The sequence below is a fragment of the Georgenia ruanii genome (assembly GCF_009193175.1).
GTDB lineage: Bacteria > Actinomycetota > Actinomycetes > Actinomycetales > Actinomycetaceae > Georgenia > Georgenia ruanii.
This window is the reverse complement of the sequence record NZ_VUKE01000021.1, coordinates 1-12595: the sequence shown is the minus strand read 5'-3', so window position 1 is coordinate 12595 and position 12595 is coordinate 1. Positions and strand designations below refer to the sequence as shown.

At 75.4% G+C, this 12595-nt stretch carries 13 protein-coding genes and 1 tRNA gene; 12 read left to right on the top strand and 2 right to left on the bottom strand.

Annotated elements, in window-relative coordinates; all coding sequences use genetic code 11:
• Window positions 1-9: 9 nt before the first annotated feature.
• A complete protein-coding gene (gene xerD, locus GD880_RS17265) occupies window positions 10-1023 on the top strand; it encodes a site-specific tyrosine recombinase XerD (protein ID WP_152232852.1) in 1014 nt (337 codons plus the stop codon).
• Window positions 1024-1068: 45 nt separating this feature from the next.
• Here the strand turns inward: xerD and GD880_RS17260 are convergent, their stop codons facing one another.
• Window positions 1069-2295 (bottom strand): heparan-alpha-glucosaminide N-acetyltransferase domain-containing protein, encoded by a 1227-nt coding sequence (locus GD880_RS17260; protein WP_226909783.1) that lies wholly within the window; start codon window positions 2293-2295, stop codon window positions 1069-1071.
• Between the two features lie 411 nt (window positions 2296-2706).
• Between GD880_RS17260 and GD880_RS17255 the strand changes: the two genes are divergently transcribed.
• The 11 genes from GD880_RS17255 to GD880_RS17210 all read left to right on the top strand — a co-directional run bounded on the left by GD880_RS17255 (window position 2707) and on the right by GD880_RS17210 (window position 11948).
• Window positions 2707-3579 (top strand): ParA family protein, encoded by an 873-nt coding sequence (locus tag GD880_RS17255; protein ID WP_452176753.1) that lies wholly within the window; start codon window positions 2707-2709, stop codon window positions 3577-3579.
• Window positions 3563-4519, top strand: coding sequence for a segregation and condensation protein A (locus GD880_RS17250; protein WP_152232851.1), 957 nt, complete (start codon window positions 3563-3565; stop codon window positions 4517-4519). The genes GD880_RS17255 and GD880_RS17250 overlap by 17 nt, the downstream gene beginning before the upstream one ends.
• Window positions 4516-5118 carry an SMC-Scp complex subunit ScpB gene (scpB, locus tag GD880_RS17245; RefSeq protein WP_152232850.1) on the top strand — a complete coding sequence of 201 codons (603 nt, stop codon included), beginning with the start codon at window positions 4516-4518 and terminating at the stop codon, window positions 5116-5118. Before GD880_RS17250 ends, scpB begins: the two co-directional genes overlap by 4 nt.
• A complete protein-coding gene (locus tag GD880_RS17240) occupies window positions 5115-5867 on the top strand; it encodes a pseudouridine synthase (RefSeq protein WP_152232849.1) in 753 nt (250 codons plus the stop codon). Before scpB ends, GD880_RS17240 begins: the two co-directional genes overlap by 4 nt.
• Window positions 5868-6018: 151 nt before the next feature.
• Window positions 6019-7149, top strand: a complete 1131-nt coding sequence (locus tag GD880_RS17235) for a prephenate dehydrogenase (protein WP_152232900.1) — start codon at window positions 6019-6021, stop codon at window positions 7147-7149.
• Between the two features lie 160 nt (window positions 7150-7309).
• On the top strand, window positions 7310-8044 hold the full coding sequence (gene cmk, locus GD880_RS17230) for a (d)CMP kinase (RefSeq protein WP_152232848.1): 735 nt from the start codon (window positions 7310-7312) through the stop codon (window positions 8042-8044).
• Complete coding sequence (locus tag GD880_RS17225) at window positions 8044-8784, top strand: lysophospholipid acyltransferase family protein (RefSeq protein WP_152232847.1); 741 nt, start codon at window positions 8044-8046, stop codon at window positions 8782-8784. The genes cmk and GD880_RS17225 overlap by 1 nt, the downstream gene beginning before the upstream one ends.
• Window positions 8781-10316 (top strand): ribosome biogenesis GTPase Der, encoded by a 1536-nt coding sequence (gene der, locus GD880_RS17220; protein ID WP_193314588.1) that lies wholly within the window; start codon window positions 8781-8783, stop codon window positions 10314-10316. The genes GD880_RS17225 and der overlap by 4 nt, the downstream gene beginning before the upstream one ends.
• The gene (locus GD880_RS17215) at window positions 10316-11506 is read left to right on the top strand and encodes a hypothetical protein (protein WP_226909782.1); all 1191 of its coding nucleotides are present in this window, start codon (window positions 10316-10318) and stop codon (window positions 11504-11506) included. The genes der and GD880_RS17215 overlap by 1 nt, the downstream gene beginning before the upstream one ends.
• 87 nt (window positions 11507-11593) lie before the next feature.
• Window positions 11594-11770 carry a hypothetical protein gene (locus tag GD880_RS20485; protein ID WP_193314587.1) on the top strand — a complete coding sequence of 59 codons (177 nt, stop codon included), beginning with the start codon at window positions 11594-11596 and terminating at the stop codon, window positions 11768-11770.
• Window positions 11771-11874: 104 nt separating this feature from the next.
• Window positions 11875-11948: transfer RNA gene (locus GD880_RS17210), tRNA-Pro, on the top strand.
• A 39-nt stretch (window positions 11949-11987) separates the two neighbouring features.
• Here GD880_RS17210 and GD880_RS17205 read toward each other — a convergent pair.
• On the bottom strand, window positions 11988-12595 hold a 608-nt coding region (locus tag GD880_RS17205), incomplete at its 5' end, for an integrase core domain-containing protein (RefSeq protein WP_152232845.1).

Genomic DNA, 12595 nt, shown 5'->3' with positions numbered 1-12595 from the left:
GGCGGCGCCGTGACGGCGCAGCCCCGGGCCGGCGCCGCGCCGGCGCAGGCCCAGGCGGGCGCCGACGCTGCGGCGGCGCAGGCCCAGGCGGGCGCCGGAACGCTCGGCCGCGCGCTCGCCGACTACCTCGCCCACCTCACCGTCGAGCGCGGCATGAGCGAGCACACCGTCGCCGCCTACCGCCGCGACCTCGAGCGCTACACCGCCTACCTCGCCACCCGCGGCGTGCACGCGTTGGGCGAGGTGCGCGAGGCCGACGTCGCCGGTTACGTCGAGGTCATCCGCACGGGCGCGGACGGGCGCAGCGCGCTCGCCGCCTCCTCCGCCGGGCGGGCGGTGACGGCGGTGCGCGGCTGGCACAAGTTCGCCCTCGAGGAGGGGACCACCGCCGAGGACCCCAGCGCCGCCGTCCGCCCGCCCGCGGCGGGCAAGCGGCTGCCCAAGGCGATCAGCGTCGAGGAGGTCGAGCGGCTGCTGGAGGCGGCATCGCTGGGGGAGGGGCCGGTGCCGCTGCGCGACCGGGCGCTGCTCGAGGTGCTCTACGGCACAGGGGCGCGCATCAGCGAGGCGGTGGGCCTCGCCGTCGACGACCTCGCCCTCGACGGCGACGTCGCCACGCTGCGGCTGTTCGGCAAGGGCCGCAAGGAGCGGGTGGTGCCGGCGGGCCACTACGCCGTCGAGGCGCTCGAGGCGTACCTGGTGCGGGCCCGGCCGGCGTTGGCGCGTGCCGGGCGCGGCACGCCGCTGGTGTTCCTCAACACGCGAGGCAACCCGCTGAGCCGGCAGAGCGCGTGGGCGGTGCTCCAGCAGGCGGCCGGGCGCGCCGGGCTGGACCAGCGGATCTCCCCGCACACGCTGCGCCACTCCTTCGCGACCCACCTGCTCGCCGGCGGCGCGGACGTCCGCGTGGTCCAGGAGCTGCTCGGGCACGCGTCGGTGACCACCACGCAGATCTACACCCAGGTGACGGTCCAGACGATGCGGGAGGTCTACGCCGCGGCCCACCCCCGCGCCCGCGGCTAACCCGTCGGCGCTCGCTACGGCCCGGTCGGTGCCTGCCTCCGCCCGCTATGGCCCGTTCGGTCCCCCCGATGCCAGGCGCACAGGCGGGGCGACCGCCCGCCGCGCGGCGCGCGCGGCCCGGCTGACCTGGGCCTCGAGCGGGCCCTGCCCGACCCTGCGGCGCCAGACGAGGGCGAAGAGGAGGGCGACGGCCACCTGCCCGAGGTAGTCGACGGCGGGGTCGAGATCCGTCGCGCCCAGGGCGTTCGTGGCGACCACGTGCGCGCTGTAGAGTGTCAGGGTCATGCTGCCCGCGGCGGCGAGCACCCCGACCCCGGCCCGGACGGCGGCGCCGCGCGGCGCCACGCGATCGGTGAGCAGCAGGAAGGCGCCCAGGAGGGCGACGGCCACCCCGGTGGAGTGCAGCAGGTTCACCGGGGTGTTGGTGTGGGCGGCGTCGGTGACCAGCCACCACCACGTCGAGGTCGGCGTGGTGCCGTCCGCCTCCACGTTGAGCATGTAGGACACGTCGCTGCCGGGCAGGCCGGACGCTGCCGCCGCGGCATACAGGGCGTGCCGGCCGCCCAGCGGCCCGAGCGCCACTCTCGAGACGAGGGTCCCGATCAGTGCCAGCCCCAGCCCCCAGCCGAGGAGACGGGCGGCCACCCGGGGGGAGGACAGCGGGAGCCGGCCGACCACCAGGCCCGCGCAGATATAGGTCATCCAGCTCAGCACCGGGTAGGCCCCGGTCAGCAGCAGCTCGATCACCTGGCCGACGGGATCGCCCACCAGGTGCGCGAACGTGGGGTTGGCCCCGGAGAACGGCGGCAGGTGGGAGCGAGCGACGTGGCTGAGCACCGGCACCCCCACGGCCACGACCGCGCCGGTGACGGCCACCGCCCGGGTGGACAGGTACGTGAGGGGGATGGCGAGCAGGAACAGCAGTCCGTAGTAGGGGAGGATCACCTCGATGTTGTCGGGGTCCGCGAAGCCGAGCGCCAGCCCGATGCCGCCGATGAGCAGCGCCCGCGTGGCGAGGGCCGCCGCCACGCCCCGCCGTTCGGGCGGCGGCACCGGGCGCCTGCCGCTCAGGAAGGCGATGCCGACCCCGGCCAGCAGAGCGAAGGTGGCGGCCATGCGCCCACCGGCCAGGGCGGCCGTCCAGGTCACGTGGCCGGCGGCGTCGGTGGTGGGGAGGGTGTGCATCGACATGATGCCCACCAGCGCCAGGCCGCGGGTCGCATCGACGCCCACCAGGCGCCGCTTCACGGTGGAGACGTCGCTCGGAGCCACAGCACCTCCCATCGCGTGCCCTGAGAACATGTGCCCCACATACGGGTGTGGCGACGCTAGGCCACCAGGGCGCCCGGCGGAAGGGGCGCCGGCGAACGCGGAGGCATCGATTCGGCGGTTTCGTGCCTCGGCGCAGCGGTGTCCTCCGTGACTCAGCGGATTCGCGGCCCAAGACAGCAGTTCGGCGGCGACTAGCTGGTTCTGCGCTGCTGGCTCGCGCAACGGTGCTGGGGCATGCCGGGTGTCGGCTGGTTCGCGGCCCGCCGGTGCTGGGTCGAGGCCGGTGTGCGCTGGTTCGCGGCCCGTCCCCGCTCCGGCGGGCGAGGGAAGCGGCCTGGTCGCCGTCTGACGACGCGCGGGCGTTTTTGGCCCGGGAGCCCCCGAAGCGTCGACTACCGTGGCGGGGTGAGCATCGAGCAACCAGGACTGATCTCCCAGACCGCAACGGGCGCGAGCCCCGACGGCGCGGCCGAGGACTTCCCGGTGCCCGCCCCGCTCCGCACCCACGGGCCCGCCCGGATCATCGCCATGGCGAACCAGAAGGGCGGGGTGGGCAAGACCACCTCGACGATCAACCTCGCCGCCGCGCTGGCCGAGTACGGCCGGCGCACCCTCATCGTCGACTTCGACCCCCAGGGCGCGGCGTCCGCCGGGCTGGGCATCAACGCCCACGAGCTCGACGAGACGATCTACACCCTGCTCATGACCCCCCGCTCGGACGTGCGCGAGATCATCGAGCACACCGAGGTCGAGGGGCTCGACGTCGTGCCCGCCAACATCGACCTGTCCGCCGCCGAGGTCCAGCTGGTCAACGAGGTGGCCCGCGAGCAGGCCCTCGCCCGGGTGCTGCGGCCGGTCCAGGACGACTACGACGTCATCCTCATCGACTGCCAGCCCTCCCTCGGCCTGCTCACCGTCAACGCGCTGGCCGCCGCGCACGGCGTGATCATCCCGCTCGAGGCCGAGTTCTTCGCGCTGCGCGGCGTCGCGCTGCTCGTCGAGACCATCGAGAAGGTCCAGGACCGCATCAACCCGCGCCTGCGCATCGACGGCATCCTCGCCACCATGGTCGACCTGCGCACCCTGCACTCCCGCGAGGTCATCGAGCGGGTGCGCGAGGCCTTCGGCGAGAAGGTCTACACCACGATGATCTCCCGCACCGTGAAGTTCCCCGACGCCTCCGTCGCCAACGAGCCGATCACCACCTACGCGCCGACGCACGCCGGCGCCGAGGCGTACCGCCGCCTCGCCCGCGAGCTCATCGCCCGTGGCGACGCGGCCTGACGCGACGACGACGGCGCCCGCCCCCACCGGTGCCCGCGCCTTCGAGCTCCAGCTGGAGAACTTCTCCGGACCGTTCGACCTCCTGCTCTCCCTCATCGCCAAGCACCGCCTCGACATCACCGAGGTGGCGCTGGCGCAGGTGACCGACGAGTTCATCGCCCACATCTCCGCCCAGAGCGAGTGGGACCTGGGGCAGGCGAGCGAGTTCCTCGTCATCGCTGCGACCCTGCTCGACCTCAAGGCCGCCCGCCTGCTGCCGCGCGGCACGGTCGACGACGAGGACGACCTCGAGCTGCTCGAGGCCCGCGACCTGCTCTTCGCCCGGCTGCTGCAGTACCGGGCCTACAAGGAGGTCGCCGAGCACCTCGAGGAACGGTGGGCCGCGCAGGGCAAGAGCTACCCGCGCAGCGTGCCGCTCGAACCCCACCTGGCGGCGCTGCTGCCCGAGCTCGTCATGCAGGTCGGGCCCGACGAGCTCGCCAGGCTGGCCGCCGGCGCCCTCGCGCCCAAGCCCGGCGCGCCCCAGGTCGACATCGCCCACGTGCACGACCCGGTCGTGCCGGTGCGCGAGCAGGCCGCGGTCCTCGTCGAGCGGCTGCGCCGGCTGCGCGCCAGCACCTTCCGCGCGCTCACCGCCGACGCGACGTCCACCGCGGTGGTGGTCGCGCGCTTCCTGGCGCTGCTGGAGCTGTTCCGCGAGCGGGCGGTCTCCTTCGACCAGCCCGAGCCGCTGGGGGAGCTGACCATCCGCTGGTCGGGCGCCGAGGAGGGCGAGGTGGCCGTGGGGGACGAGTACGACGACGACGCAGCCCCGGCCGACGCCGGCGCCAGGGCCGCTGCCGCCCCGGCCGACGCCGCCGCCCCGGCGCCCGCCATCGCCCCGGCCACCACCGTCGCCGCGCCGTTCGCCCCCACCGAGCCCGCCGAGGACCCCGCATGAGCGACACCGAATACGAGCCCGTCCCCGACGACGCCCTGCCCGAGACCCACCTGGCCGCCCTCGAGGCGGTCCTCATGGTGGTCGACGAGCCGGTCCCGGCCGCCCAGCTCGCCTCGATCCTGGGGCTGCCCACCGGGCAGGTCGTCGAGCTGCTCGAGGAGCTGGCCGCGGAGTATCGCGGCGAGCGCGGCGCCCGGGCCCGCGGCTTCGAGCTGCGCCAGGTCAGCGGCGGCTGGCGGGTCTACTCCAGCCCCGCCCACGCCGACGTCGTCGGCCGCTTCGTGCTCGACGGGCAGACCGCCCGCCTCACCCAGGCCTCCCTGGAGACCCTCGCCGTCATCGCCTACCGCCAGCCCGTCTCCCGCGGACGCATCGCCGCCATCCGCGGGGTCAACGTCGACGGCGTCGTGCGCACCCTGGTGGCCCGGGGCCTGGTGGAGGAGGCGGGCCACGACCCCGAGGGCGGTGCGATGCTGTATCGCACGTCCTCGTACTTCCTGGAGCGGATGGGCCTGGACTCCCTGGCAGACCTGCCCCCGCTGGCGCCCTACCTGCCGGAGGTGGACGCGCTGGACGACGTCGACGGAGAGATGCGATGAACAACGACACGGACGTGCACGACCCGAGCGGCGTGCGACTGCAGAAGGTGCTCGCCGGGGCCGGCCTGGGATCGCGGCGGGCCTGCGAGGAGATCATCGCCGCCGGGCGGGTGACCGTGGACGGGCAGGTGGTGCGCGAGCTGGGCGTGCGGGTCGACCCGACCCGCGCCGTCATCCACGTCGACGGGCTGCGCGTGCAGCTCGACGACTCCATCGTCACCCTCGCGCTCAACAAGCCCCGCGGCGTGGTCTCCACCATGGACGACGACCGCGGCCGCCCCAGCCTGGCCCAGTTCGTCGCCGACCGGCCCGAGCGGCTCTTCCACGTCGGGCGCCTCGACGCCGACACCGAGGGCCTGATCCTGCTGACGAACGACGGCGAGCTGGCCCACCGTCTCGCGCACCCCTCCTACGAGGTGCTCAAGACCTACCTGGCCACCGTCGAGGGCCGCGTGCCGCGGTCGCTGGGGCAGAAGCTCAAGCAGGGCGTCGAGCTCGACGACGGGCCGGTCCGGGTGGACTCCTTCACGGTCAAGGAGACGACGGCGGACGCCTCGCTGGTGGAGGTCGTGCTGCACGAGGGGCGCAACCGGATCGTGCGCCGGCTCATGGACGCCGTCGGCCACCCGGTCACGCGGCTGGTGCGCACCCGCATCGGGCCGGTCCGGCTCGGCACCCTCAAGCCCGGCCGCACCCGGGTGATCGCGGGCGCCGAGCTCGGCCAGCTCATGCGCGAGGTCGGCCTCTGAGCCCCTCAGCGCCTGAGCCCCTGAGCCCCTGAGGCCCGAGGCGACATCTCCTCCCGGGGGATGGGGGTGCGGGGCACGTCACGCGCCGCGACGCCACCCCCGGGCAAGGCGCGAGGGCGCCGGGCGGTAGTCTGCCCGGGTGCCCGAGAACATGCCTCGCCCCGCCGTGGCCACGGTCGGCCCGGTCCGGGTGGTCGGCACCGGGCTCCTCGGCGCGAGCCTCGGCCTGGCGCTGAGCGCCGCCGGCGTCGACGTCCAGCTCGAGGACGTCTCGCCGTCGGCCGTCGCCCTCGGCCGCGACATAGGCGCCGGGCGCCCGGTCACCGCGGAGAGCCCGGCGCCCCGCCTCGTCGTCGTCGCGACCCCGCCCGACGTCGCCGGCCCCACCGTGCTGGCCCAGCTGCGCGCCCACCCCGGCGCCGTCGTCACCGACGTCGCCTCGGTCAAGGCCCGGGTGGCCGCCTACGTCGAGCGCCACGGCGGGGACGACGCCGCCCGGTACGTCGGCTCCCACCCGATGGCCGGCCGCGAGCGGTCCGGCGCCGCCGCCGCGGACGCCGACCTGTTCGTCGGCCGCCCCTGGGTGATCGTCCCGGGCCCGCGCTCGACGCCGGACGCCGTCCTGACGGTGCGCTCGCTCGCCGTCGACGTCGGCGCCGCCCCCACCACCCTCGGCGCCCAGGAGCACGACGACGCCGTGGCCCTCGTCTCCCACCTGCCCCAGCTCGCCGCCTCGATGGTGGCCGCGCGGCTGCGCGAGGCCCCGGAGACGGCACTGGGCCTGGCCGGGCAGGGGCTGCGCGACGTCACCCGCATCGCCGCCTCCGACCCGCAGCTGTGGGCCGCGATCCTCGTGGGCAACGCCGGGCCGGTGGCCCGGGCGCTGCAGGCGCTGCGCGACGACGTCGACACCGCCCTGGCCGCCCTGCGGCGGGCCGCCGCGGACGGGCCGCTCACCGAGGGGGCGGCCGGGCCGCTCGCCCGGGTCGTCGCGGCCGGCAACACCGGCGTCGCGCGCATCCCCGGCAAGCACGGCGGGGCGCCCCGGCGCTACGCCGAGGTCAGCGTGCTCGTGCCCGACCAGCCCGGCGAGCTCGGCCGGCTCTTCGGCGAGGTGGGCGAGGCCGGGGTCAACATCGAGGACCTGCACCTGGAGCACTCCGCCGGGCAGCCGGTGGGCCTGGCGATCCTGTCCGTCGACCCCGCCGCCGCGACCCGGCTGGAGGCCGAGCTCGACCGGCGCGGCTGGCGCCTGGTGGCCGGCGGGCGGGCCGAGGCTTGAGGCCGCGCGAGCGCGCCACCGCCCGCGAGCGCGCCACCGCCGGCGGGAGGTCAGCGGGCCGGGCACGAATCCACGGCGCGCGCAGGAGCTGACGCCTCACGCGCTCATCGACGTCGCGCGCACCGGGCGACGTCTCATCACACTTTCTGAGGAGGACACGGTGGAGCAGGCAGGCAGGCCCGACGGGCGCGGGCTCGTGGTGGCGATCGACGGGCCCTCGGGGACCGGCAAGTCCACCGTCTCCAAGCGCCTGGCCGCCGAGCTCGAGCTGGCCTACCTGGACACCGGGGCCATGTATCGCGCCGCCACCTGGTGGTGCCAGCACGAGGGCGTCGACCTGAGCGACACCGACCGGGTCGCCGCCGCCGTCGAGGCCATGCCGCTGCAGATGGTCACCGACCCCGCCGACCCGCGGGTGGTGTGCGCCGGGACCGACATCACCGCCGCCATCCGGGAGGCGGCGCTGACCGCCGTCGTGTCCACCGTCGCCACCAACCTCGCCGTGCGCGCCGAGCTGTGCCGCCGCCAGCGCGCCGAGATCGACGCCGAGGCGTCCGGCGCCCCGGGCGCCCGCTCGGCCGGGCGCGGCATCGTCGCCGAGGGCCGCGACATCACCACCGTCGTCGCCCCCGACGCCGACGTGCGCATCCTCCTCACCGCCGACGAGGCCGCCCGCCTGGCCCGCCGCGCCCGGGAGCGCCACGGCAGCGCCGACGCCGCCGCCATCGCCGCCACCCGCGACGAGGTGGTGCGCCGCGACGCGCAGGACTCCACCGTCTCGACCTTCATGACCGCCGCCGACGGCGTCACCACCGTGGACACCTCGGCGTTCGACGTCGAGGGCACCTTCCGCGCGGTGCTCGGCGTCGTCCGCGCGGTGAGCGGGGCGCGCTGATGGGCGCGGACGCCGCGGGCGCGACCCGCGGGCAGCGGGTGCGCCCGGAGGACATCTACCGCTGGGGGCCGACGTGGTCCCGGCGCGTCGGCTGGGTGCTCGACCACGTCTGGTGGAACACCACCGTGCACGGCGCCGAGAACGTCCCGGCCACCGGCCCGGTGATCATCGCCTCCAACCACACCGGCATCGTCGACGGGCCGGTGCTGCACGGCGCCCTGCCGCGCGGCTCCCACGTGCTCGTCAAGCAGGAGTTCTTCGACTCCACGATCGGCTTCCTCATGACCTGGGCCGGGCAGATCCCGGTGGACCGCGCCTCGGGCCGGGCCGCGCTGGCCGTTGGCAGGGCGCTGCTCGACGAGGGCCGCGTCGTCGGCATCTTCCCCGAGGGCACCCGCGGGCGCGGCGACGTCGCCGAGGTCCGCGCCGGCGTCGCCTGGCTCGCGGTCAACTCCGGCGCCCCGGTCGTGCCCGCCGCGGTCCTGGGCACCCGCCGCACCGGCGACCGGCGCGGCTACGTCCCCCCGCCGCGCGCGAAGCTCCACGTCGTCCTCGGCAAGCCGCTCGACCTCGCGCTGCCCGACGGCGCCAGCCGGCGCGAGCGCCTGGCCCGCGCCATGGACGGCATCGGCGCCGGGCTCGCGGCCCACGTCGCCGCCGCCGTCGCCCTCACCGGGGTGTCGCTGCCGGCCTCCGCCCAGGACCCGGTCGGCCCCACGGCCACCGACAAGGAAGAATGAGACTTATGAGCACCGATCCCGCGCGCGAGCCGCACCTGGCCGACCCCGCCGAGGCGGAGGACCTGCGCACCGCCGAGCAGATCGCCGCGGAGGAGGCCGAGGAGAACCGCCGCGCCGAGGCGCTGCGTGCCGGCCTGGCCGACTACGTCCTGGAGGAGGAGGACCTCGCCGTCCTCGAGGGCGCCGAGGTTGCCGAGGCGCCGGGGGGGCGGGCCGGGCTGCCCGTCCTCGCCGTCGTCGGCCGGCCCAACGTGGGCAAGTCGACCCTGGTCAACCGCATCCTCGGCCGGCGCGAGGCCGTCGTCCAGGACACCCCCGGCGTCACCCGCGACCGGGTCAGCTACCCGGCGGAGTGGGCCGGGCGCCACTTCACCCTCGTCGACACCGGCGGCTGGGAGGTCGACGTCGCCGGCATCGACGCCCGGGTGGCCGAGCAGGCCGAGGCGGCCGTCGAGCTCGCCGACGCGGTGATGTTCGTCGTCGACGCCACCGTCGGGCCCACCGACACCGACGAGCGCGTGGTGCGCCTGCTGCGCCGCTCGGGCAAGCCGGTGGTGCTGGTGGCGAACAAGGTCGACTCCCCGATGCAGGAGGCCGACGCGGCCATGCTGTGGTCGCTGGGCCTGGGCGAGCCCTACCCGGTCTCCGCGCTGCACGGGCGCGGCTCGGGCGACGTGCTCGACGCCGCCATGGCCGTGCTGCCCGAGGTCTCCGCCGTCGCCGGCAAGCTCCCCGAGGGCGGGCCGCGCCGGGTGGCGCTGGTCGGCCGGCCCAACGTGGGCAAGTCCTCGCTGCTCAACATGCTCGCCGGGACCGAGCGCGTCGTCGTGCACGAGACTGCCGGGACCACCCGCGACCCGGTCGACGAGCTCATCGAGCTCGGCGGCAAGCCGTGGTGGTTCGTCGACACCGCCGGGATCCGCCGCCGGGTGCACCAGACCTCCGGGGCGGACTTCTACGCCTCGTTGCGCACCCAGGCCGCGCTGGAGAAGGCCGAGGTCGCCGTCGTCCTCGTCGACGCCTCGGTGCCGATGACCGAGCAGGACACCCGGGTCGTCCAGCAGGTCATCGACTCCGGCCGGGCGCTGATCATCGCCTACAACAAGTGGGACCTCATGGACGAGGACCGCCGGCCCTTCCTCGAGCGCGAGATCGAGCTGGACCTGGTCCAGGTGCAGTGGGCGCCGCGGGTCAACTTCTCGGCCAAGACCGGCTGGCACACCAACCGGCTGGTCCGGGCGCTGGAGACGGCGCTGGACTCGTGGGACACCCGCATCCCCACCGGGCGGCTCAACGCCTTCCTGGGCGAGCTGACGGCGGCCCACCCCCACCCGGTGCGCGGCGGGAAGCAGCCGCGCATCCTCTTCGCCACCCAGGTCTCCAACCGCCCGCCGCGGTTCGTCATCTTCGCCACCGGGTTCATCGAGGCGGGGTACCGGCGGTTCATCGAGAACCGGCTGCGGCAGAGCTTCGGGTTCGCCGGCTCCCCGATCGAGATCAGCGTGCGGGTGCGGGAGAAGCGGCGGCGCTGATGCCCAGGCCCCGGCGCCGCGCGGCGGGGGAGCGGCCGGTGGCCGCCGCCCCCGAGGGGACTGTGCGCGGGCGGCCGGGCCAGTCGCGTGCTCGGCGGGGGCAGGAGCCCGATCAGCGGGGGCGCGAGCACGATCGCGCACAGCGCGCCCCCTCGCAGCGGGGGCGCGCGCCCGAGCGCCCCGGACGGCTGCTGCGGTGGGGGCTGCCGCGGGACCCCGAGGCGACGGCGCACGTCACCGGGTTCGTGGTCACCGCGGTGCTCACCGTGGTGGTCACCCGCGCGTTCCTCCAGCTGGCCGGTTTCCCGCAGGTGGGCGGCGGCGGGCTGCACGTCGCCCACGTGCTGTGGGGCGGACTGCTCCTGGCGGTGGCGGTCGTGCTCGCGCTGTCCTTCGCCGGGCCGGTCGTGCGCCCGCTCGTGGCGTTCATCGGCGGCATCGGCTTCGGCCTGTTCATCGACGAGGTGGGCAAGTTCCTCACCCAGGACAACGACTACTTCTACGCGCCCGCGCCGATGATCATGTACGTCACCCTCGTGCTGCTCACGGTCTGGGCGGACGTGCTGCACGGCCGGCGCGCGCACCACCGCCGCGAGCACCTCGCCGCGGCCGCCGACCACGCGGTCTCCGGCCTCGTCGGCGGGCTGAGCCAGCGGCGCCGCGCCGTCGCGGAGGGCCTGCTCGCGCGCGGGCGGGGCGCGCGCGGCTGGGCGGAGACGGCCGCGCTCCTGCGCGCCATCCCCGACGACGAGGAAGAGGTCCTCGACCCCGTCGACGCCGCCCGGCAGCGGCTGCGGGCGCTGATGCGCGGCGTGGTGCGCCGGCGGTGGACGACGGCGCTGACCGGCGCGCTGCTCCTCGTGCTGCTCGCCGGGGCGCCGGCCACGCTCATGGTGCACCGCGCCCAGGGGCAGACGTCGCCGGGCTGGGTCGAGGCCGGGGTGCTGGGAGCGACGGCGCTGACGCTCGTCGTCGCGGCGCGCGGGTGGCTGCTGCTGCCGACGGACCGGTACGGCGCCTTCCGCTGGCTGCGTGGGGCGGTGCTGGTGACGCTGCTCGTCACCCAGGTGGCGCTCTACCGGGTGGAGCCGTGGTTGGCCTCCGCCGGGCTGCTGCTGGCGGTCGCGGCGCTGGGTGTGACAGGGGCGGAGCTGCGGCGGCTGCAGCGGGTCGCGGGTGCGCCGGCGTAGCGACATCGGGTTCCGCTGCGCTGGTTGGCGTTGCCGCCTCCGGCGGCCGGTCCCAGACTGGGAATTCGTCGACCAGGAGGAGCGACTGTGAGCGAGCAGGACCAGCGAGGCCAACGCCCGGGCGGCGAGGAGCCGCGCAAGCACGGCCGGCACGTCAAGGAGGACGGCGGCGTGCCGAACCCGGCGACGGGCGCCGGCCTCGGTGCCGGCGAGAGCAGCACCTTCGAGGGCGAGGAGGACGCCGACACGGCGGCCGACAAGTAGGTCTTGCGGGTTCCCGGGGCGGATGAGGCGACCGTCACAGGCGGACGGATTCGGTCCCACCGGGTGCGCTGGGGTAACCTTTCGGAGTCCGCTTCGGCGGGCAACGGGCTGTGGCGCAGCTTGGTAGCGCACTTGACTGGGGGTCAAGGGGTCGTGGGTTCAAATCCCGCCAGCCCGACGTTGTGATGTCGCAAGACATCCGCGACAGCCCGAACCCTCAGTTTGAGGGTTCGGGCTTTGTCGTTGTCTGGGGCTGGTAGGTGCGGCTGGTGTGGAGGGTGAGCTGGCGGAGGATCTCGCCGGTGGCGGCCGCGGCGATGGTGATGTGCAGGTCCTGGATGACCATCACGACGGCGGTGCGGGCGTGGGGGCGGCCGACGCCGATCTTGTAGAGGCGCCCGCTGTGGCGCAGGGTCACCTTGCCGAAGGCGTCGATGCGGTCGGTGCGGACTCTGTTGTCGCGTCCGTGCGGCGAGCCGAGCGGGACGGCCCTGGGGGTGGCGGCGTAGGCGGCCGCGGGGGTGGTGTGCTCCAGGGCCCGGTGGGGGCGGGTGTGGTTGTAGTAGGCGACGAAGGCGTCGAGCTGGGCCTGCAGTTGCTCGAGCGTGGTGGCACGCTCGCGGGTGGCGAGGTGCTTCTTGAGGGTCTGCTGGAAGCGTTCGACCTTGCCCTGGGTCTGGGGGTGGTGCGGGGCGCCGTTCTTCTGATGGACCCCCAGGGCGATGAGCAGGCGCTGGAAGGCGTTGCGGGCGCCCAGGGACCGGGTGGTGTAGACGAGCCCGTTGTCGGTCAGCACGGTCGCCGGGATGCCGTACGTGACGGTGG

Bases quoted from the DNA above. Each gene is read 5' to 3' on its own strand.
- GD880_RS17215 (WP_226909782.1), top strand. From the start codon at position 10,316: ATGCCCAGGCCCCGGCGCCGCGCGGCGGGGGAGCGGCCGGTGGCCGCC.
- GD880_RS17240 (WP_152232849.1), top strand. From the start codon at position 5,115: ATGAACAACGACACGGACGTGCACGACCCGAGCGGCGTGCGACTGCAG.
- GD880_RS17225 (WP_152232847.1), top strand. From the start codon at position 8,044: ATGGGCGCGGACGCCGCGGGCGCGACCCGCGGGCAGCGGGTGCGCCCG.
- scpB (WP_152232850.1), top strand. From the start codon at position 4,516: ATGAGCGACACCGAATACGAGCCCGTCCCCGACGACGCCCTGCCCGAG.
- GD880_RS17235 (WP_152232900.1), top strand. From the start codon at position 6,019: ATGCCTCGCCCCGCCGTGGCCACGGTCGGCCCGGTCCGGGTGGTCGGC.
- der (WP_193314588.1), top strand. From the start codon at position 8,781: ATGAGACTTATGAGCACCGATCCCGCGCGCGAGCCGCACCTGGCCGAC.